Below are 19,574 nucleotides of genomic sequence, written 5' to 3'. Positions count from 1 at the left end.
GTACACCGGAGCGCACCTCGTCGTACGGATCTGGAAGGAACGCGATGGCACTGCTGACACAACGGCTCGACCCGGGCGACGCCGGACTGGACGTCAAGGCGCTGGACCGCCTCGACCAGCATTTCGCCCACCAGGTCGACGAGGGGCGGCTGCCCGGCTTTCTCGTGTCCGTCGCCCGCGGCGGACGCGTCGCGCACCTCACCGCGCACGGGATGCGGGACATCGCCGCCGGTCTGCCCGTCGAGGCCGACACCCTGTGGCGCGTCTACTCCATGACCAAGCCGATGACCTCGGTCGCGGCCCTGATGCTCGTCGAGGAGGGGAGACTCTCCCTCGACGACCCGGTCGGCCGTCACCTCCCGGCGTTCGCCGAACCCCGCGTCCACGTCCGCGGATCGGGCGCCGACATGGTGACCCGTCCCGCCGAGGGGCCGATGACGGTACGGCATCTGATGACGCACACCGCCGGCCTCACCTTCGCCTTCTACCACCAGCACCCCGTCGACGCCCTCTACCGGGACGCCGACCTGCACTCCGCGGTCCTCCCGGGCTCGGACCTGGCCACCACGGTCGACGTGTACGCGGGCCTGCCGCTCCAGTTCGAGCCCGGCACGCAGTGGAACTACTCGGTGGCCACCAACGTCCTCGGCCGGGTCATCGAGGTGGTGTCCGGGCAGCCGCTGGACGCGTTCCTCGCCGAGCGCGTCTTCGGCCCGCTCGGCATGACCGACGCCGGGTTCTGCGTGAGCGGCGAACAGGAGGACCGGCTGGCCGAGTTGTACGGTCAGACCGAGTCGGGTGGCATCGAGCCGATCGCCGGTCTGCCGCTGCACGGGCGCCCCCGGTTCCTGTCCGGCAGCGGCGGTGTGGTGGCGTCCGCGCACGACGTGCACCGCTTCATGGAGATGCTGCGCCGCCGCGGCGAGCTGGACGGCACCCGGTTGCTGACACCCGAGACGGTCGCCCTGATGACGTCCAACCACCTTCCCGGCGGCGCCGATCTGCGTTCCTTCGGCAGCCGGCCCGCGCACGACGAGCCCGGCAACGACGGCGTCGGCTTCGGCCTCGGGGTGTCCGTGGTGATCGATCCCGACCGCACCCGCGACCCGTCGGTGCGGGGCGCCTTCGGCTGGAGCGGGGTCGCGACCACCACGTTCTGGGTGGACCCGCGCAACGATCTCACCGTGCAGTTCATGACGCAGGTGCGGCACCGGACGTCGCACACGGTGTTCCAGGACCTGAAGCGGTTCGTGCACGAGGCCGTCACCGGGGGCTGACCCAGGGTCCTTCGTTTCGATCAGGCCGGTCAGGAAGTGGCCGCCGGGCGGGTCCTCTTCCTGACCGGGCCGGCCCGGCGGTCAGGTCAGCTGCCCGACGGCGTCCAGGTGGGGCAGGTGGTGGTCCATGCGCTCCCGCTTGGTGCGCAGATAGGTGATGTTGCTCTCGCAGGGCTGGATCAGCAGCGGGACCTGTTCGGCCACCTCGATGCCGTGCTCCACCAGCGCCTCGCGCTTGCGCGGGTTGTTCGACATCAGCCGGACGCTGCGGACGTTCAGGTCGCGCAGGATGCCGGCGGCGGCACCGTAGTCACGGGCGTCGACGGGAAGCCCCAGCGCGAGGTTGGCCTCGACGGTGTCCAGGCCCTCCGCCTGCAGGGCCATGGCGCGCAGCTTGGCGAGCAGGCCGATGCCGCGGCCCTCGTGACCCCGCAGATAGACGACGATCCCGCTGCCCTCGGCGACGACGGCGCGCAGGGCGGAGGCCAGCTGGTCGCCGCATTCGCAGTGCTGGGAGCCGAACGCGTCGCCGGTCAGGCACTCGGAGTGCAGCCGGGTCAGAACGCCGTCGGTGCCCGGTTCGCCGTGGACGAGGGCCACCTGCTCGTCGCCGCTGTCGTGGTCCATGTAGCCGATCGCCCGGAATTGCCCGTACACGGTCGGCAGGGGGGTGTTCACCACGCGTTCGACTCCGGAACGCTGCGTCCGCTGGCCGGACTTCTTGCCGAGCACGCCAATCTTGTCTGTCATGATTCTTCAGTTCCTATGCAGAGACGAAAGGCCGGTAAAAGATGAGTGATGCGCAGACGCGGCCGGCGGCACACTCGCTGGTGCCGGCGGACACCACCGAGGACGTACGGGCGCGGGGAGCGGACGTCTCACGACAGGTCGCGGTCCTTCCCGTCGGGAGCTTCGAGCAGCACGGCGCGTTCCTGCCGCTGGCCACCGACACCCTGGTGGCCTGCGCGATCGCGCGCCAGGTGGCCGCCGTGCACCCCGTGCACCTGCTGCCACCGGTGACGATCTCGTGCTCGCACGAGCACGCGGCCTGGCCGGGGACCGTCAGCATCTCTTCGGTGACCCTTCATGCGGTGATACGGGACATCGCGGATTCGCTCCGCCGTTCGGGCGTCGACGCCCTGGTGCTGGTCAACGGGCACGGCGGCAACTACGTACTGGGCAACGTCGTTCAGGAGTCCTCCGCGCGCGGCGAGCGGATGGCGCTGTTCCCGGCCGCGGAGGACTGGGAGACCGCGCTGGTGCGGGCGGGAGTGGAGACCTCGCTCCTCACCGATATGCACGCGGGGGAAATCGAGACCTCCATCCTTCTGCACGCTCATCCCGAATTGATCCGCCCCGGTTACGAGACGTCCGATTTCGTCGCGGACGACCGGCGTCATCTGCTCACCCTCGGCATGTCCGCCTATACCGATTCGGGAGTCATCGGCCGCCCGTCGCTGGGTTCCGCGGAAAAGGGGAAGCGGCTGCTGGAGAGCCTCGCGGATTCCTTCGGCGCGTATGTGTCACTGCTGACCTCCGCGGGCGACTCCGTCGCGGACACGACGGACGGACGAAAATAGCCGCTGGTCCCCGGGTCCGCCACGGTCTCGGCGGATCCGGTGCGGGCCCGTAGCCCCGTGTACCAGCGGGCGGCGAGGACGAGGGCGCCCGGCAGGGCGGCCACGAAGCTGAGGACGCCGTACACGACGGCGACGGCGAGCCCCGTGTCGGCGCCGAGTCCGGCGGCGGCGAACGCCCAGGCGGTGACGCCCTCCCGGGGCCCGAACCCGCCGACGTTCAGGGGCAGTCCCATGGCGAGCAGCGCCAGGACGGCGAGCGGCAGCAGGGCGGTGACGGAGGCCCCGGAGCCGGCGATCCGCGCGGCGAACACGAACATCGCGACGTGACCGGCGAGGACGACCAGCGAGGAGACGGCGACGCCCGGCCCGTTGCGCCGGGACAGCAGGCTCTCGCGTGCCTGCGCGAGCGCGGTGCGCACGGCCGAGGGCCGCGCTCCGGCCCGGCGGGAGGGCGCCCGGTTCATACGGACGGCGGCCACGACGGCGACCGCCCCGGCGGTGGCGAACAGCACGAGCGGCGTGAGGTCGCGGGCCTGGTCGAGCACCGGTGACGGCATGGTCAGCAGGACGACGGCGCCGACCGCGGCGAGCGCGACCTGCCCGGCCGTGCGCTCCAGCACGACCGCGCGGACACCGCGCCCGAGGTCACCGGCGCTCTGCCCGTGCCGTACGGCCCGGTGGACGTCGCCGAGGACGCCGCCGGGGAGTGCCGCGTTGAGGAACAGCGCCCGGTAGTAGTCGGCGACGGCCGCTGTGATCGGCAGCGTGATCCGCAGCCCGCGGGCCACCAGCTGCCAGCGCCAGGCGCTGAACACGGTGGTGACGAGCCCGATGCCGAGCGCGGCGAGCAGCGCGGTCGCGTCGATCCGTCGCAGCCCGTCGAGGAACACGCCGGTGCCGAGCCGCCAGAACAGCACGCCGAGGATGACGACTCCGGCGACCGTGCCCAGGTGGGTGCGGACCTTCGGGTCGCGCAGGAGGGCCTTGGCGCGGGAGACGGGGGCGTCCGCGGTCGCCGCCCCGGCCGGGGCGTCCGCGGTCTCCCCCGTACGGTCCGCCCGCCGGGCGCGCGGAGTGAGGCCCGCGCGCCCGGTGTGCGTCCTCGCCACCGTCTCCACGGTCATGACGCTCCGCCCGTCGGCCGGCTCAGGGCCAGCAGGTCCGTGTGGTGGACGACGACCCGCAGCTCGCCGGCCGCGCAGGCGTCGAGGCGGTCGCGCAGATAGCGGTCGGCGCGCTCGCGCAGTTCGGGGCGCTGCTCGACCGCCGCGCCGACCCAGCCGCGCAGCCACTGTGCGGTGAGCGCCGCCTCGTCGGGGCCGAGCCGCCAGGGGCTCGGGTGCAGCTGGACGGTGGCGCCGTGCTCGGAGAAGATCTCGGCGGCCACCGTGGCGGCGTCCGGGCCGAGCAGTCCGGTGCGCCGCTGGTGCGCGTTGAACGCCTCGGTGATCTCCTCGTCCAGCGGGTCGGAGGGGGTGAGTTCGACCCGGCCGGCGACCGAGAGGGTGAGCAGCGCGGTGCAGCCCGCGCCCGCGCAGGCGGCGGCGAGGGTGTCGATCTCGTCGCGGGTGAGGACGTCGAGCAGCGCGGACGCCGTCACCAGGGAGGCGCCGTGCAGCGCGTCGGCGGTGAGCCGGCCGACGTCGCCGCGCCGTGTCTCGACGGTGACGCGGCTGCCGTCGGCGGAGGAGCGCGGGGAGGCGACGGCGGCGAAGTGCAGCAGGTAGGGGTCGCGGTCGTGCAGGACCCAGTGCTGGGCGCCGTCCAGGTGGGGGGCGAGCCAGCGGCCCATGGAGCCGGTGCCGCAGCCCAGGTCGTGGATGACGAGTCCGCCGGAGCGGCCCGGCAGGTTGGCGAGCCGGATCCGCAGCGGGTCGAGCAGGTCGTGCGCCCGGGCGGCGGCGTCCGCGCCCTCGCGCAGCTCCAGCCACTCGGGGGCGTAGCGCGGCGGGTCGTCGGGCGCGGCCTCCCGCAGCCGTACGGTGGCCCGTTCGCCGGGCCGGCCGGTGGGGCCGGCGCCGAGGATCACGACGTCGGAGTCGGCGCCGTGCGCCTCGGGTACGGACGCGTCGCTCATGTCACCCTCCGCCGGGCCGGTCCCGTTCTCCGGTCGCCGGCGCGCCGGACCGGCCGCGTCCCTGGGGCCCGGCTGGGCCGGGATCGTGCCCCCGCCCCGTGTCGTCGCCGCCTTGCTCATGCCGCCCTCCGCGGTTCGTCAGGCAGTCGGCCCAGTACCGCGGCCAGGCTGCGGGCCGTGCCGGCCCAGCCGTTCAGAGCGGACCGGCGTCCCCGGGCCGCCGCCTTCAGCCGGCGTCGTACGTCCGCCTCGCCGAACCAGCCGCGCAGTTCGGCGGCGATCGCGGCGGGGTTCTCCGGCGGCACGAGGATGCCGGGGACACCGCCGTCGGGTGCCCGGCCGACGGCCTCCGGCACCCCGCCGACGTCGGTGGCGAGCACCGGGATGCCGCGCGCGAGCGCCTCGGTGACCGCCATGCCGTACGTCTCGGCGTAGGAGGTGAGGACCATCAGGTCGGCGGAGTGGTAGCTGGCGTCGAGTGCGGCGCCGGACTGCGGGCCCGCCAGGACCAGTCGGTCGGAGAGGCCGTGCCGGGCGATCAGGGAGCGCAGTCCGGCGACGTACTCGGGGTCGTGGTTGAGGCCGCCGACGAAGGAGCAGCTCCACGGCAGGTCGGTGACCGTCGCCAGCGCCTCGATCAGCCGGTGCTGGCCCTTGCGCGGGGTCACGGCGGCCACGCACAGCAGCTGGGACACGCCGTCCGTGCCGGAGGCGAGGGGCGCGATGTCGGCGCCGGGGGCGGCGACATGGACCCGCTCGGGGGCGAGGCCGTGGTGGGAGACGAGCCGGCGGACCGCCCAGTCGCTGGTCGCGACGACCGCGTCGACGGCGCGCAGCACCGTGCGCTCCCTGGCGTCCAGGTCGGCCGCGACGGACGGCTCGAGGCCGGTCTCGTCACCGAGCGGCAGATGGACGAGGACGGCGAGCCGCAGCCGTTCGGCCTCCGGGACGATGATCTCGGGCACCCCGCAGGCGACCAGGCCGTCCAGCAGGACGACGGTCCCGTCCGGGAACTCCCGCAGGACGCGGGCGAGTTCGGCGCGCTCCGCCGCGTCGGGGCGGGGCCACGCGCCGGCCACGGCGTGCTTGTGGACCTGCCAGCCGAAGCCGGGCAGGTCCAGGCTGACCCGCCGGTCGTAGGCGTTGCCGCCGCTGGGGGCCGCCGGGTCGTCGACGCCGCCCGGCATGACGAACTGCACGGAGCGCAGGGACATCGGGATGATCTCCGCGTTCTTCAGGACGGAGTGCTGCGCCGGCACATAGCCGAGCGTGACCTTCTCCGGCCGCGGCTGCTTCTCCAAGGTCGTGTCCGTCACAGGGCACGCTCGTAACTCGCCCAGGCGACATGCGACTCGTGGAGGGTGACGGTGATCCCGGCGAGGCCCCGCGCGCCCTCGCCGAGCGCGCCCTTCTCGACGCGTTCGGCGAGCCGGTCGGCGATGACCTTGGCCAGGAACTCGGTGGAGGTGTTGATCCCGGCGAAGTCGGGTTCGTTGTCGAGGTTGCGGTAGTTCAGCTCGGCGACGACGGCGCCGAGCTCCTGGGTGGCCAGTCCGATGTCGACGACGATGTTGTCGTCGTCCAGCTGCTCACGCCGGAACGTGGCGTCCACGAGGAACGTCGCCCCGTGCAGACGCTGCGCGGGCCCGAAGACCTCGCCGTGGAAGCTGTGGGCGATCATGATGTGATCGCGGACGGTGATGCTGAACAACGGACGACCCTCCAGGTGCGGTGCGCCTAGTCCCCGGCCGATCGCCGCCGGGGATGCCGTGTAGTACGGCTCTTCGCTTCCCCGTGTTCAGCGCGTCCTCACTCTTTTCTCAGGTCAGGCTGCCGCGTCCCCAGGGGCGGAATCCGCGCGTCAGGGCGCGTCCGGGTAGCTGACGCGGTGACAGAGGGCCGGGACGCGCCCGGACGCCAGCTCCGGCAGCAGCTCGGGCAGCTCCTCGAAGGGGCTCTCCCCGGTGACGAGGGCGTCGAGCGCGGGGTCGGCGAGCAGGTCGAGGGCGAGCGCGAGGCGCTCGGCGTAGCTCCGGCCGGCGCGGGCCGGTGAGACGGTCCCGACCTGGCTGCTGCGGATGACGAGGCGCCGCGAGTGGAACGCCTCGCCGAGCGGGACGGCCACCCGCCGGTCGCCGTACCAGCTGAGTTCGAGGACGGTGCCCTCGGGGCGCAGCAGTTCCAGGGAGCGGGCGAGTCCCTGTTCGCTGGCGCTGGCGTGCACCACGAGGTCGCAGTCGCCGAGGGCGTCCCCGGGGGACGCGAAGGCGACGCCGAGGGCCTTCGCCACCTCGGCGCGGGACGGGTCGGCGTCGACCAACTGGAGCCGCACGCCGGGGAAGCGGGCCAGCAGCGCGGCCACCGAGCAGCCCACCATGCCGCCGCCGACCACGGCGATCCGGTCCCCGACCAGGGGCGCAGCGTCCCACAGGGCGTTGACGGCGGTCTCGACGGTGCCGGCGAGGACGGCCCGCGCGGCGGGCACGGCGTCCGGTACGACGGTCACCGCGCTCGCGGGGACGACGTACCGCGTCTGATGCGGGTACAGGCAGAAGACCGTACGGCCGGCCAGCGCGTCCGGCCCCCGCTCGACCACCCCGACGCTGAGATACCCGTACTTCACCGGGGCGGGGAAGTCCCCCTCCTGGAACGGCGCCCGCATGGCCGCGTGCTGGCTCTCCGGGACGCCGCCGCGGAACACGAGGGTCTCCGTGCCCCGGCTGACCCCCGAGTACAGCGACCGCACCAGCACGTCCCCCTCGCCGGGCTCCGGCAGGGCGACCTCACGGATCTCGCCCACTCCAGGAGCGCTGAGCCAGAACGCCCGTGCGGTGCGGTTCATCGGGATCCTCCTGAACGATCGGCGACCTGTCCACGTACCGAGGTGTGCACAGGCCGCGCACAGTACGCGGCCTTGATCGACTCTGTCATCTGGCCGGAGGAATGTGCGGTGGCCCTGAACAACACGTACGAAGCAAGGCTGGTCCAGCAGGAGACCGCGGTGGGAGCGGGCGTTCAGATCCTGTTGCTGGCCCTGCTGGGATCGGCGATCGGCATGGGTCCCGCGGGCTGGCTGACCGGCCTCGCCTTCGCCATCGCCTCCTGGGCGCTGCTCTCCCTGGCCCTGCACCGGTCCGGGCTCCGCTCGTTCGGCCCGGCGAACCGGGTCACGCTCGGCCGGGCCACCCTGGTCGGCGGGGTGACGGCCCTCGTCGCGGACTCCTTCCAGGACGCACCGCCCCTCACGCTGTTCGTGGGCCTCACGGCGGTCGCCCTGATCCTCGACGGTGTGGACGGCAAGGTGGCCCGCCGGACCAACACCTCGACGGCGCTGGGCGCCCGCTTCGACATGGAGGTGGACGCGTTCCTGATCCTGGTGCTCAGCGTGTACGTGTCGATGTCGCTGGGGCCGTGGGTGCTGCTGATCGGCGGTATGCGCTACGCCTTCGTCGCCGCCGCCCGGCTCTGGCCCTGGCTGAACGCCCCGCTGCCGCCGAGCACGGCCCGCAAGACGGTCGCCGCGATGCAGGGCGTCTTCCTGCTGCTGGCCGCGTCCGGCCTGCTCCCCCACGCCGCCACGTTCGCGGTCACGGCCTCGGCGCTGGGCGCCCTGGTGTGGTCGTTCGGACGGGACGTGCTGTGGCTGTGGCGCACGCACCGGGCGATGCGGGTGGCACCGGCGGCGGCCGGGCGCAGGGCCCGGCCGGAACTGGTCACGAGCTGACCTCCGGGGGCGACCTGCGCGCTCACCTGCTTGTTACGCTCGCCGGATGCACATACCGGGACCGGACGAGATCCGCGCGCTGCACGAGGAACACGCGCCGACGGCCGAGGCGTTCGCCTCCGTCCACCGCCACTGCGAGATCGTCTGGAGCGTCGCCGCGCATCTGCTGGCGTCGCCGCACCTCGCCCACCTCGACGCGGAACTGGTCCGGGCCGGCTGTCTCCTGCACGACATCGGCGTCTACCGCCTCTACGACGCCGACGGGCGGCTGGACCACGTGAACTACATCCGGCACGGCCTGCTCGGTCAGGAACTGCTGGAGAGCGTCGGCCTCCCCGCCGTCCTGTGCCGTTTCTGCTCCCACCACACCGGCGTCGGAGTGACCCGGCAGGACGTCGTGCGCCAGAACCTCCCCGTGCCGCCCGCCGACTATCTGGCGGAGACGCCGGAGGAGCGGCTGGTGATGTACGCGGACAAGTTCCACTCCAAGTCGCGGCCCGACCGGTTCCTCTCCCCCGACGCCTACGCCGCCCGCGTCCGCCGCTTCGGCGAGGAGAAGGTGACCGCCTTCCAGGCCCTGCGCGACGAGTTCGGCGACCCGGACCTCACCCGCCTCACACCGGACGTGTCACGGCCGCCCGTCACGGGCTGAGCGTCTCTCCCGTCACTCCGCCGACAGGTGCGCCTCCGGCACGTCCGGCACGTCCGGCACGTCCGGCACGTCCGGCACGTCCGGGCGGGTCGGGCAGGTTCGGTACGGCCGGATCGCGCCCGGGTCCCAGTCGGCGCAGCCCGCGACAAGGGCCGAACCGCGAGGTCGCAGGGGCGTGGCCGCGAAGGGGACGAGGCGGTGCGCGGGGAGACGGGACAGCCCGACACCGTGTTCATGACACGCGTTCGGTAGGGTCCTGACCCAGCGGCCCCGGATCGCCACGGGGGTGTTCGGCCGTGCGGAACAGGGGGCGACAGCATGACCGGTGCGGCATCGGACGGCTACCGGATCCAGGCGAGCGGCATGGGCGGCGAGGCCGGGAAGCTCGACCGGGCGGCGGAGGACGTCGGCGGCATACGCAAGGCCGTCGAGGACCAGATGTGCTACACGCAGGACACGCTCGGCGGTTCGGACTCCGGCCCCGCCTACGACAACTTCGCCGCCGCGTGGCAGGCCGAGGCGAAGACACTGGAAGCCGCGCTGCACGAACTCGCCGACAAGGTCGGCATCTCCCAGCAGAGGTACGAGGGCGCCGAGCACGAGACCGTCCTGTCCCTGCACTCCGCGGGCGCGAACGCCGGCCTCACGACCATGCCCGCACCCGCCGCCCGCCCCGGCGCGCCGGGCGCCGGCCTCGCCGACTTCGACTGAACGACCGGCACACCCTCCGGCACCGCACCCGGTGACCGCGCGCATCAGGATGCCCTAGTGCGCGCCTCCCACGACCCCGAACGAGCAAGGACGGCGGGACTCCCTCATGGCCGACGCAAGAGGATCCACCACCGACCGCAAGGAAGAGATCGACCGGTACACCGGCGACCTCGCGAGAGCCGACAGCAAGAACGAGGTCCTGGCGGCCATCGGCCGTCTTCTCGGTGTGCCCGCGCCCGTCGGTTCCCCGAGCACGCTCGAGGCCATCGCCCGGCGTTACAAGAGCCAGGCCGACGACGCGGCGGACGTGCAGGACCGCGTCGAGAAGATCGCGGCATCGGGGCTTCCGTCGGTGTGGGTGGGCAGCACCGGCGCCAAGGCCGCCGAGGTGGTGGGGGCGGCCGGCCGGTCCGCCGAGCAGATGGCCGAGGCGTTCCGCAAGGCGGCCAAGGCTCTCTTCGCCCTCGCCGACGCGATCACCTCCGCCCGGAGCACGGACGAAGAGGGACGCCGGCACCTGCGCAAGGCCCGCGACATGCTCGGCGGCGAGGACGGCTTCTTCGACGACCTGGTCGAGAAGGACGCCGAGGAGGCCGAACGGCGACGCGCCCAGGACACCGCGGGAGCGGGAGCCAACCTGCTGTACGCCGCCGCGCAGGAGGTCGACGACGCGGCGCGGACGGCGGCCCGGGAGCTGAACAAGTACGCGGCCGAGGCCCGTGCGGGGCAGATGCACACCGACACCATCTCCGCGGCCGACCGGCTCGTGCTCGCCGACGTCGGCGTGTACGGAGGGCCGCAGGAGCAGAACGAACTCCTCACCGCCAACGACCTCGAGCGGGCCGGCCGGTTCATGGAGAGGATGAACGCCGAGGACGAGGCCCGTTTCGAACGGATGCTCGCGGACGCCAAGTCGCCGCAGGAGCGCGCCTATCTGGTCAAGGCTCTGGCAGCCGGCTACGACGTGGACGAGGTCGGCCGCTTCCGCGACAAGATCCACGGCAAGGACCCGGCCTGGCTCCAGCAGCACCTCAGCCCGATGGTCACCGCCGGCGACAGCAAGAAGGACGAGGGGCTCAACGCGGACGGGTCGAACCGCAACACCGACTACCAGTGGTTCGGCGACGAGAAGTGGTCCCAGGAAGGCAGCACCTGTGTGCCCTCCAGCACGGTGACGGCCCGTGCCATGGTCGACCCCGTCTACGCACTGGAGTTGACCGGCGGTCCCTCCGGTCAGGAGGACGACCCCGACGCCTTCCGTGACCGCATGCACGACGAGCAGCTGCGCCTGCACGAGGAGGGCGACGGCGCCTACACGCACTGGTGGTCCGACGTTCCGGACGGCATGGACAGCGACGGGCAGAACAAGATCGCCAACTCCGAGATCAGCCCTCACACGGGCAGTTCGTACGAGTACCAGCAGGTCAGGGACGCGGACGCGCGCCGTGACGTGCTGCCGGACATCGAGAGGTCCGTCGCCGAGGGCAAGCCTGTCCCCATCGAGGTGGAGGGGTACGACAAGGACGGCCGGCACGGGCATCAGATGATGGTGATCGGCCAGGAGGGCGACATGCTGCAGATCTACAACCCGTGGGGCCAGACGACGTGGGTCAGCGAGGACGACTTCGTCGACGGGCACATGGACAAGGCCTCCGACTCCCGTATGCCGGACGCCTTCGCCGTCCACCTGCCCGCCGAGTGAGAAGTGGACGCCATGACCAGCACCTTGCGCCGGCTCGCCCTCCCCGCCCTGCTGACGACCGTGCTCGCGGGCTGCGGGGACCCGGGGCCCGACACCTACGAGCTGGGTGAGAACCGCATACAGGTCGACGTGGGCGAGGAGTTCACGCTGTCCGTCCCGGTCGACACCGCGATGGGCGAATGGTGGTATACGACGACGCCCGAGCCCGACCCCGACGTGGTCCGCAGGACGGACAGGCGGGAGGAGATCGAGGCCGACGACGACGCCGTGGGCAGCGGGAGCGGAACGGATCTGTTCGATTTCAAGGCCGTCGGCCCCGGCACCACGCGGATCAGGCTCATCCAGTGCCCGCGGGGCGCCTGCGCCGGCGGGGGAAGCGCCGGCGGTCCGGTCACCCCCTCCCCCGTCCCGAGCGGCAGCCCCACACCCGGCAAGAAGTACCGCGCCACCATCCACACCTACACCGTCACCGTGAGGACGTCATGAACCCCGCGCCGCCGACCCCGCCCACCGGCCGCACCGACGACGAGCTGGCGCGGCAGGACATCCCGTCGATGCTGCGCTACGGCCTCTCCTTCGCCGGACCGCACCGCGGTGCCCTCTTCGGCGACGGCGCGGTGGGCGCCGCCGTCCTGCTGGACCGGCTCGGAGTGCAACCGCGTGCGGTGGCGTTCCTCGCCGAGGTGGTCCGCAGCGGGGGCGCCCGGTACGCGGCCGAGCTGCCCGAACCGGTACCGGGCGCCGAGGCGGTGACCGTGGTGCGCTCCTGGCTGGAGGCGGCGGCCACGACCGCCCGCGGGATCGACGGAGACGAGGAGACCGCCCGCTGGCTGGACGCGGTGGCGGAACTGCTGGGCTTGCGGTACGTGCACCGCTTCCGCTCCGCGGGGGAGTGAGCGGCCACGGACTCCGTCCGAAGGGGCCACACACCCCACCGGAGTGGGGCGGAAGCCCGTCGGGCCGCGTTGACGATGTGGACGAGGTTACCCGGCGGCATGGCGAACGGTGCGGTGAACCCGGCACAGGCCATGACGCCGGGACGTGTCGGAGCACCCCCGGTCGACCGGGCCCCTCACGGCCCGGACTCGACCACGTCCTGGGTGCCGAGGACCGCGAGCAGGTCGAGGAGGTCCGCGCTGTCGGTGCCCAGGGCCGGGGTGAACCAGAGCAGGCGCTGTCGGCCGTCCTCGCTGAACAGGTTCAGGCAGTTGACCTCCACGACCCCGAGGGCCGGATGCCGGATCCGCTTGCGGTCGTCCCGGCGGAACGCCACGTCGTGCTCGGCCCAGAGGGCGGCGAACTCGGGCGAGACCTGCAGCAGGGTGCGGATCATCGCGGCGGCCTCGGTGTCCTTGGCGTCCCTGCGGGCGGCGGCCGCGCGGAGGTCCGCGACAAACGCCCGCGACTGGGTCGTGTGGTCCGACTCCGGGTAGAGCAGGCGCGCTTCGGGCTCGGTGAACCACCGGTGGACGAAGCTCGCGCGGGGCCCGCGGAAGCCCGACTGGTCGCCGAGGAGCGCCACCGCGAGCCGGTTCTGCACGAGGGTGACATGGAGGTCGGTGATGACCTGCGCGGGTGTGGACGGCATCCGCTGCAGCAGGTCGAGCATGCCAGGGTGGATGTGCGCGGTCATGCCGCCCGAGGCGGGCACGGGGCGGTCCGCCAGCCGGTAGAGGTAGTCGCGCTCGTCGGCGGTCAGGCGCAGCGCCCGGGCCAGGGCGGCGATCATCTGGTCCGACGGCTGCGAGCCGGCTCCGCGCTCGAGTTCGTTGTAGTAGTCCACCGACGCCCCGGCGAGCTGGGCGACCTCCTCCCGGCGCAGACCGGGCACCCGGCGCCGCGGGCCGGCGGGGAGGCCCACGTCGGCCGGGCGGATGCGGTCCCGGCGCGACCGCAGGAACGCCCCGAGCTCGGTGTACTTCGCGGAACTCATGTGCACCATTGTGTGTCCGGCCGTGGCGCCGACCCAGGGGATGGCGTCCCCTGGTTGCGCCGGCCGGTACCGCGCACGGTGGAGGCATGACTACGAATGACTACACACCGGCGTTCGGACGGGTCGCCGTCGTCACCGGCGGGTCGCGCGGCATCGGCCGTGCGGTGTCGCTCCAGCTCGCCCGCGACGGTCTCGCGGTGGTGGTGAACTACACCAGGGACGCGTCCTCGGCCCAGGAGACCGTGAAGACGATCACGGCGGACGGCGGGAAGGCGATCGCCGTGCGGGCGGACGTGGCGGACGAGCACGCGGTCGCCGCGCTCTTCGATCGGGCGGAGCAGGAGTTCGGCGGCGTGGACGTCGTGGTGAACGCCGCCGGCCGCCTCGTCCTGTCGCCCGTCGCCGACCTCGATCTGGCCACCCTCGACGCGATGCACCGCACCAACATCCGCGGTGCCTTCGTGGTGGCCCAGCAGGCCGCGCGGCGGCTGCGGTCCGGCGGCTCCTTCCTGGGCGTGTCGACCTCCGTGGTCGGCACGCAGTTCCCCGGTTACGGCGCGTACGTCGCGAGCAAGGCCGCCGTCGAGTCGATCACCCTGATCCTCGCCCGCGAGCTGCGCGGCCGGGACATCACGGTGAACACCGTCGCCCCCGGCCCCACGGCCACCGACCTGTTCCTCGACGGCAAGACACCGGAGGAGATCGACCGGCTCGCGAAGACCCCGCCGCTGGAGCGGCTGGGCACCCCGGAGGACATCGCCCGGGTCGCCGCCTTCCTCACCAGCCCGGCGGGGCACTGGGTGAACGGCCAGGTCCTGCGGGCCAACGGCGGATTGGTCTGAGCACCCGGCGGCCGCCCAGACTCGCCGGCCGGCCCCGACCCGTCGGGGCCCCCGGCACCGTAGCCATCAAGGAGTACGACTCATGCCCTTCGCCCACTTCAAGGTCCCCGCGGACACCCTCAGCCCCGCCGACAAGAAGAAGATCGTCGAGCGCACCACCGATCTGTACGCCGAGATCTACGGTGAGCGCGCTCGCGCCACCACCGTGGTGCTCGTCGACGAGGTCGCCGACGGCGGCTGGGGCGTGGGCGGTCACGTCCTCACCGCCGCCCTGCTCAACGGCGACGACGCCTGACCCACGGCCGCCGGTGGGCGCGGGACCGTACCCGCGTCCACCGGCGCCGGACGGTCACGCCGCCTTCCGCCCCCTCCCCCCATGCGCCCGCACGATGTCCGCGTACAGATGCCCGGTGCCCTTGATCGTGCGCACCTGGGTCTCGTAGTCCACGTGGACCAGGCCGAACCGCTTCGCGTAGCCGTACGCCCACTCGAAGTTGTCCAGGAGGGACCAGGCGAAGTAGCCGGCCAGCGGGGCGCCCTTGCGGGCGGCCGAGGCGCAGGCCGCGAGGTGCCGGACCAGGTAGTCCTGCCGTTCGGGGTCGTCGACCGTGCCGTCGGGGCGTACGACGTCCGGGAAGGCGGAGCCGTTCTCGGTGACGTAGATCTTGCGGGCGCCGTACTCCTCGGTCAGGCGCAGCAGCAGGGTCTCGATGCCGCTCGCGTCGATCTCCCAGTCCATGCCGGTGCGCGGGACGTCGGGGCGGCGGACCGAGCGGGCGTACGGGGCCGGGCCCTCGGGGTCGTCGACGACGTGGGCCGGGAAGTAGTAGTTCAGGCCGAGCCAGTCCAGCGGGGCCGCGATCGTCTCCAGGTCACCGGTCCGCTCGGGGAGTTCGACGCCGTACGTCTCGACCATGTCGGCCGGGAAGCCGCGGCCGTGGATCGGGTCGAGCCACCAGCGGTTGACGTGGCCGTCCTGGCGGCGGGCGGCGGCCTGGTCCTCGGGGCGGTCGCCGGCCGCGAAGACCGTGGAGAGGTTGTTGACGATGCCGACCTCGGCCCTGGGGGCGGCCGCGCGGATCGCCTGGGTGGCGAGGCCATGGCCGAGGAGGAGGTGGTAGGAGGCGCGGACGGCGGCCGTGAGGTCGGTCAGGCCCGGGGCCATCGTGCCCTCCAGGTGCCCGATCCAGGCCGAGCAGGACGGCTCGTTGAGCGTGGCGAAGTGGCGGACGCGGTCGCCGAGCCGGGCCGCGACCACCGAGGCGTACTCGGCGAAGTGCTCGGCCGTCTCCCGCTCGGGCCAGCCGCCGCGGTCCTGGAGGGCCTGCGGCAGGTCCCAGTGGTAGAGGGTGACGGACGGGGTGATGCCCGCCTCCAGGAGGGCGTCCACCAACTCGTCGTAGAAGGCCAATCCCTTGGGGTTCACGGGGCCGTCGCCGCCGGGCAGGACGCGAGGCCAGGCGACGGACAGGCGGTAGGCGTTGGTGCCGAGCGTGCGCATGAGGGCGAGGTCCTCACGCCAGCGGTGGTAGTGGTCGCAGGCGACGTCGCCGGTGTCGCCGTTGTAGATCTTCCCGGGGGTGTGCGAGAACGTGTCCCAGATCGACGGGGAGCGGCCGTCCTCCGCCACGGCTCCCTCGATCTGGTACGCCGCTGTGGCGGTGCCCCACAGGAAGTCGTTCGGGAGTGCGGCGAGGTCGATACGGTCGGGCACGGAATTCCTTTCGGGGCGGGGGTGCTCGGGGCGGGCGCGCTCGGTCACTTGACGGCGCCCGCGGTCAGTCCGGCGACGAGGTAGCGCTGGAGGAGGAGGAAGCCGGCCACCACGGGGACGCTCACGACCAGCGAGGCGGCCATGATCTGGTTCCAGTACACGTCGTTGAGCGTGGAGTAGCCCTGGAGGCCGACGGCGAGGGTGCGGGTGGTGTCGTTGGTCATCACGGACGCGAACAGCACTTCGCCCCAGGCCGTCATGAAGGCGTAGACGGCGACGGCGACGATGCCGGGCACGGCGGCCGGGACGACGACCCGGAACAGCGCGCCGAGCGGGCCGCAGCCGTCGACCAGTGCCGCCTCGTCCAGGTCGCGCGGCACCGAGTCGAAGTAACCGATGAGCATCCAGATGGAGAACGGCAGGGAGAAGGTCAGATACGTCAGGATCAGGCCGCCGCGGCTGCCGAACAGGGCGATGCCGGTGGCGTTGCCGATGTTGACGTAGAGGAGGAACAGCGGGAGCAGGAAGAGGATGCCCGGGAACATCTGCGTGGACAGGACGGTGACCGTGAAGACCCGCTTGCCGCGGAAGTCGTAGCGGCTGACGGCGTACGCGGAGAAGACCGCGATCACCACCGAGCAGACCGTCGCCGCGCCCGCCACGATCAGCGAGTTCACGAAGTACGTCGCGAGCGGCACCGTCGACCAGATGTCGATGTAGGGGCGGATCGTCAGCCCGCTGGGCAGCCAGCGGAAGGTGCCCGACACGTCGGCCAGCGGCTTGAGCGAGCTGGAGACCATGACGTAGACGGGGACCAGCACGAAGCCGGTGAGCAGGGTGAGGAAGATCCGCCGGGACCAGAGGAAGGACCGGGGCGGTGCCATCGGGGACCTGTGCGCCCCGGCGAGGGAGGGTGCGGACTCAGACATCGGCGGTCCTCCGTCCGCGCGAGGTGATCACGAGGTAGACGCCGGTGACCACGAGCAGGAACAGCAGCAGGAGCACGGACATCGCCGAGCCGGTGCCGAAGTTCCAGGTGACGAAGGACGCCTGGTAGATGTGCACGGAGATGAGGTCGGCGGCCTCGGGAGCGGTCTTGCCGAACAGGACGTACGGCGTGTTGAAGTCGTTGAACGTCCACAGGAACAGGACGAGGACGAGCACCTGGTTGACGGGGCGCAGCGACGGCAGGGTGATCCGGCGGATCTGCTGCCACATGCCGGCGCCGTCGAGGGAGGCGGCCTCGTACAGCTCCTTCGGGATGTTCTGCAGGCCGGCCATGACGATGAGGAAGGCGAACGGCCAGCCCTTCCACACGGACACGGTCAGCAGCGCGAAGAAGCTGTTGTCGCCGATGAGCCAGAACGTGGGCTTGTCGGTGATGCCGAGCTGGTCGTGCAGGACGTGGTTCACCAGGCCGTTGTCGTGCTGGAACATGAAGACCCAGGTGATGACGGCGGTGTAGACGGGCAGCGCGTACGGCACCAGGAACAGGGCGCGCAGCAGGCCCCGGCCGCGGAACGTGTCCTGCATGAAGATCGCGGCGGCGGTGCCGATGCCCCAGCACAGGGCGACGGACAGCAGGGTGAAGGCGACCGTGACCAGGAACGAGTGGAGCAGTGCCTCGCCGACCGGGGCGTCGAAGTCCACGGAGATCTTGTAGTTGTCGAGGCCGTTCCAGGGCGCGGCGGTCCAGTCGCGGATGTAGAACTGCGTGAGTTCCTTGAAGCTCATCACCATGCCGACGGCCATCGGCACCAGGTGGACGAGGAGTTCGAGGAGCAGGGCGGGCAGGAGGAGCAGGTAGGGCAGGCCGATGCGGCGGATCCGCCCGGGACGGCGGCGGGGGCCGCTCGCCGTCCCGGGGGAGCTCGGACGCACCGCGGCCTCGGTGGGGACCGTGGTCGTCATCGTGCTCACTTCGCCGGCATCTGCTGCTGGGCCTTCTCGAGGGCGGCCTTCACCGAGTCCTCCGTGACCTTGCGTCCGGCGGCCGCGTCGGCGAACAGGCCCTTGATGGCCGTACCGACGGCGGTCTCGAACTGCGACTCGTCGGCGACCTGCGGTGCGGCGACGGCGCTCTTGGCGAGGGTGTCCTTGAGGACCGCGTTCGCCGGGGTGTTGAAGGCGGCGTCGGCCTGGGCGCCCTTGACCGGCGGTATGGAGCTGTAGGCCTGGTTGAGGACCTTCTGCTCGGCGTCGCTCGTCATGAACTTCACGAACTTGGTGGCGCCGTCGATGTTGTCGGTGTTCTTGAAGACGGCCATGTTGATGCCCATGACCATGGAGTTGACGCCGGTGCCGGTGCCGGGGGCGCCGGACTGCACGGGCACCGGGGCGATGCCGTAGTCGTCCTCGCTCATGCCCTGGGACTTGAGGTTGGCGGAGGCCGACTGCCACAGCAGCATGGCCGTCTTGCCCTTGGCGAAGTCGCTGACGGACTGGTTCTGGGCGTACTCGGCGTTGCCGGGCGCGACGACCTTGTCCTTGGCCATCAGGTCGACGAACTGCTTGACGCCGGCGACGGCCTTGTCGGAGGTGAAGTCGGGCTTGCCGTCGGCGGTGAAGAAGTCGGCGCCGTGCTGCTTGGCGAAGACGACGGCGTGGTGGATGTTCTCGGAGGGGTTGGAGCCCTCGACGCCGAGCGCCCACTTGCCGTCGCCGGTGAGCTTCTTGCCGTCCGCGACGAGTTCGTCCCAGGTGGCCGGCGGCTTGGCGATCCCGGCGTCGGCGAACGCCTTCTTGTTGTAGTAGAGCGCGTACGCCATCGAGTACAGCGGGACGGCGGCCGGGTCCTTGCCCTCGGCGCCGGTGGAGCCGAGCGCGGAGTCGACGAAGCGGTCCTTGCCGCCGATCTTGTCGAACTGCGCCGTGTCCCACGGCAGGAGGGCGCCGGTGGCCTGGAGGGAGGCGGACCAGGTGTTGCCGATGTTCAGCACGTCCGGGCCCTGGCCGGAGGTGGTGGCGGTGAGGATGCGGTTGAGCAGGTCGGACCAGGGCACGACCTCCAGCTTCACCTTGATGCCCGTCTCCTTCTCGAACTTGTCGAGTTCGGGCTGGAGGACCTTCTTGTCGACCTCGATGCTGGCGCCCTGGTTCGAGGCCCAGTAGGTGAGGGTCTTCGGGGAGTCGTTCGACCCCCCGCCGTCCGTCGACGAACCGCCTCCGCAGGCCGTGGCGGCCAGGGCGAGAGACATGGTGACGGCAGCTACGGCCGCGGCTCGCGTTGTGCGCATGGCTCCGGTGTCCCTTCCGGGGGTACTGCTGCTTAATTTAGAGCGTGAGTTAAGCCCCTGTGCGGGTCGGCGTCAAGGCTTTGGACGCAGTTCGTGGACTCCTGTCCAACCTCTTGACTCTTTCAT

General features: G+C 72.0%; 20 protein-coding genes and 1 pseudogene. 10 read left to right on the top strand and 11 right to left on the bottom strand.

All coding sequences use genetic code 11. The features are described 5' to 3' along the window. Nucleotides 1-44 precede the first annotated feature (44 nt). On the top strand, nt 45-1,277 hold the full coding sequence (locus tag ACFV46_RS14090) for a serine hydrolase domain-containing protein (protein ID WP_376728652.1): 1,233 nt from the start codon (nt 45-47) through the stop codon (nt 1,275-1,277). A gap of 81 nt (nt 1,278-1,358) precedes the next feature. Here the strand turns inward: ACFV46_RS14090 and ribA are convergent, their stop codons facing one another. Continuing rightward, on the bottom strand, nt 1,359-2,027 hold the full coding sequence (gene ribA / locus ACFV46_RS14085; protein ID WP_361924918.1) for a GTP cyclohydrolase II: 669 nt from the start codon (nt 2,025-2,027) through the stop codon (nt 1,359-1,361). A 41-nt stretch (nt 2,028-2,068) separates the two neighbouring features. On the opposite strand from ribA, the gene ACFV46_RS14080 reads away from it, so the two are divergent. Then, a complete protein-coding gene (locus ACFV46_RS14080; protein WP_385498327.1) occupies nt 2,069-2,857 on the top strand; it encodes a creatininase family protein in 789 nt (262 codons plus the stop codon). 146 nt (nt 2,858-3,003) lie between these two features. On the opposite strand, the pseudogene ACFV46_RS14075 reads toward ACFV46_RS14080, so the two are convergent. The 5 genes and pseudogenes from ACFV46_RS14075 to ACFV46_RS14055 form a co-directional block, all read right to left on the bottom strand. Beyond that, nucleotides 3,004-3,981: pseudogene (locus ACFV46_RS14075) on the bottom strand (lysylphosphatidylglycerol synthase transmembrane domain-containing protein); the annotation flags it as partial. After that, nucleotides 3,978-5,054, bottom strand: coding sequence for a class I SAM-dependent methyltransferase (locus tag ACFV46_RS14070; protein ID WP_385498326.1), 1,077 nt, complete (start codon nt 5,052-5,054; stop codon nt 3,978-3,980). The gene ACFV46_RS14070 and the pseudogene ACFV46_RS14075, both read right to left, overlap by 4 nt. Beyond that, nucleotides 5,051-6,250, bottom strand: coding sequence for a glycosyltransferase family 4 protein (locus ACFV46_RS14065; protein WP_385498325.1), 1,200 nt, complete (start codon nt 6,248-6,250; stop codon nt 5,051-5,053). The genes ACFV46_RS14070 and ACFV46_RS14065 overlap by 4 nt, the downstream gene beginning before the upstream one ends. Beyond that, nucleotides 6,247-6,645: a 6-carboxytetrahydropterin synthase gene (locus ACFV46_RS14060; RefSeq protein ID WP_055619267.1), complete on the bottom strand. Its 399-nt coding sequence runs from the start codon at nt 6,643-6,645 to the stop codon at nt 6,247-6,249. Before ACFV46_RS14060 ends, ACFV46_RS14065 begins: the two co-directional genes overlap by 4 nt. Before the next feature lie 150 nt (nt 6,646-6,795). Continuing rightward, on the bottom strand, nt 6,796-7,776 hold the full coding sequence (locus tag ACFV46_RS14055; RefSeq protein WP_385498324.1) for a zinc-binding alcohol dehydrogenase: 981 nt from the start codon (nt 7,774-7,776) through the stop codon (nt 6,796-6,798). Nucleotides 7,777-7,884: 108 nt separating this feature from the next. Here ACFV46_RS14055 and ACFV46_RS14050 point away from each other — a divergent pair, with 108 nt between their 5' ends. The 6 genes from ACFV46_RS14050 (at nt 7,885) to ACFV46_RS14025 (ending at nt 12,619) form a co-directional block, all read left to right on the top strand. After that, complete coding sequence (locus ACFV46_RS14050; protein ID WP_361924908.1) at nt 7,885-8,658, top strand: CDP-alcohol phosphatidyltransferase family protein; 774 nt, start codon at nt 7,885-7,887, stop codon at nt 8,656-8,658. Nucleotides 8,659-8,704: 46 nt separating this feature from the next. Continuing rightward, nucleotides 8,705-9,310 carry an HD domain-containing protein gene (locus ACFV46_RS14045; RefSeq protein ID WP_385498323.1) on the top strand — a complete coding sequence of 202 codons (606 nt, stop codon included), beginning with the start codon at nt 8,705-8,707 and terminating at the stop codon, nt 9,308-9,310. A gap of 318 nt (nt 9,311-9,628) precedes the next feature. Further along, the gene (locus tag ACFV46_RS14040) at nt 9,629-10,021 is read left to right on the top strand and encodes a WXG100 family type VII secretion target (protein WP_385498321.1); all 393 of its coding nucleotides are present in this window, start codon (nt 9,629-9,631) and stop codon (nt 10,019-10,021) included. Between the two features lie 106 nt (nt 10,022-10,127). After that, complete coding sequence (locus tag ACFV46_RS14035) at nt 10,128-11,723, top strand: peptidoglycan-binding protein (RefSeq protein ID WP_385498320.1); 1,596 nt, start codon at nt 10,128-10,130, stop codon at nt 11,721-11,723. Between the two features lie 12 nt (nt 11,724-11,735). After that, entirely contained in the window at nt 11,736-12,209 is a 474-nt protein-coding gene (locus ACFV46_RS14030; protein WP_385498319.1) for a protease inhibitor I42 family protein, read from the top strand. Next, nucleotides 12,206-12,619 carry a hypothetical protein gene (locus ACFV46_RS14025; RefSeq protein ID WP_385498318.1) on the top strand — a complete coding sequence of 138 codons (414 nt, stop codon included), beginning with the start codon at nt 12,206-12,208 and terminating at the stop codon, nt 12,617-12,619. The genes ACFV46_RS14030 and ACFV46_RS14025 overlap by 4 nt, the downstream gene beginning before the upstream one ends. A 176-nt stretch (nt 12,620-12,795) precedes the next feature. Here the strand turns inward: ACFV46_RS14025 and ACFV46_RS14020 are convergent, their stop codons facing one another. Next, entirely contained in the window at nt 12,796-13,665 is an 870-nt protein-coding gene (locus ACFV46_RS14020; RefSeq protein WP_385498316.1) for a helix-turn-helix transcriptional regulator, read from the bottom strand. Nucleotides 13,666-13,742: 77 nt separating this feature from the next. Between ACFV46_RS14020 and ACFV46_RS14015 the strand changes: the two genes are divergently transcribed. Continuing rightward, nucleotides 13,743-14,498 (top strand): SDR family oxidoreductase, encoded by a 756-nt coding sequence (locus ACFV46_RS14015; protein ID WP_385498315.1) that lies wholly within the window; start codon nt 13,743-13,745, stop codon nt 14,496-14,498. A gap of 82 nt (nt 14,499-14,580) precedes the next feature. Further along, nucleotides 14,581-14,793, top strand: coding sequence for a tautomerase family protein (locus ACFV46_RS14010; protein ID WP_376727056.1), 213 nt, complete (start codon nt 14,581-14,583; stop codon nt 14,791-14,793). 54 nt (nt 14,794-14,847) lie between these two features. On the opposite strand, the gene ACFV46_RS14005 is transcribed toward ACFV46_RS14010, so the two are convergent. Genes ACFV46_RS14005 through ACFV46_RS13990 form a run of 4 tightly spaced genes read right to left on the bottom strand, consistent with a single transcriptional unit; the run spans nt 14,848 to nt 19,448 of the window. Then, a complete protein-coding gene (locus ACFV46_RS14005; RefSeq protein WP_385498314.1) occupies nt 14,848-16,212 on the bottom strand; it encodes a GH1 family beta-glucosidase in 1,365 nt (454 codons plus the stop codon). A 44-nt stretch (nt 16,213-16,256) separates the two neighbouring features. Beyond that, entirely contained in the window at nt 16,257-17,141 is an 885-nt protein-coding gene (locus ACFV46_RS14000) for a carbohydrate ABC transporter permease (RefSeq protein ID WP_361928197.1), read from the bottom strand. Continuing rightward, nucleotides 17,134-18,123 (bottom strand): sugar ABC transporter permease, encoded by a 990-nt coding sequence (locus tag ACFV46_RS13995; RefSeq protein WP_361928194.1) that lies wholly within the window; start codon nt 18,121-18,123, stop codon nt 17,134-17,136. The genes ACFV46_RS14000 and ACFV46_RS13995 overlap by 8 nt, the downstream gene beginning before the upstream one ends. A 5-nt stretch (nt 18,124-18,128) precedes the next feature. Continuing rightward, nucleotides 18,129-19,448 (bottom strand): sugar ABC transporter substrate-binding protein, encoded by a 1,320-nt coding sequence (locus ACFV46_RS13990; protein ID WP_361928192.1) that lies wholly within the window; start codon nt 19,446-19,448, stop codon nt 18,129-18,131. Nucleotides 19,449-19,574 lie beyond the last annotated feature (126 nt).

The sequence above is a fragment of the Streptomyces sp. NPDC059852 genome, from assembly GCF_042731455.1.
Lineage (GTDB): Bacteria > Actinomycetota > Actinomycetes > Streptomycetales > Streptomycetaceae > Streptomyces.
Note: the sequence above shows the minus strand (reverse complement) of the source record. Positions and strands in the feature narration are given on the sequence as shown.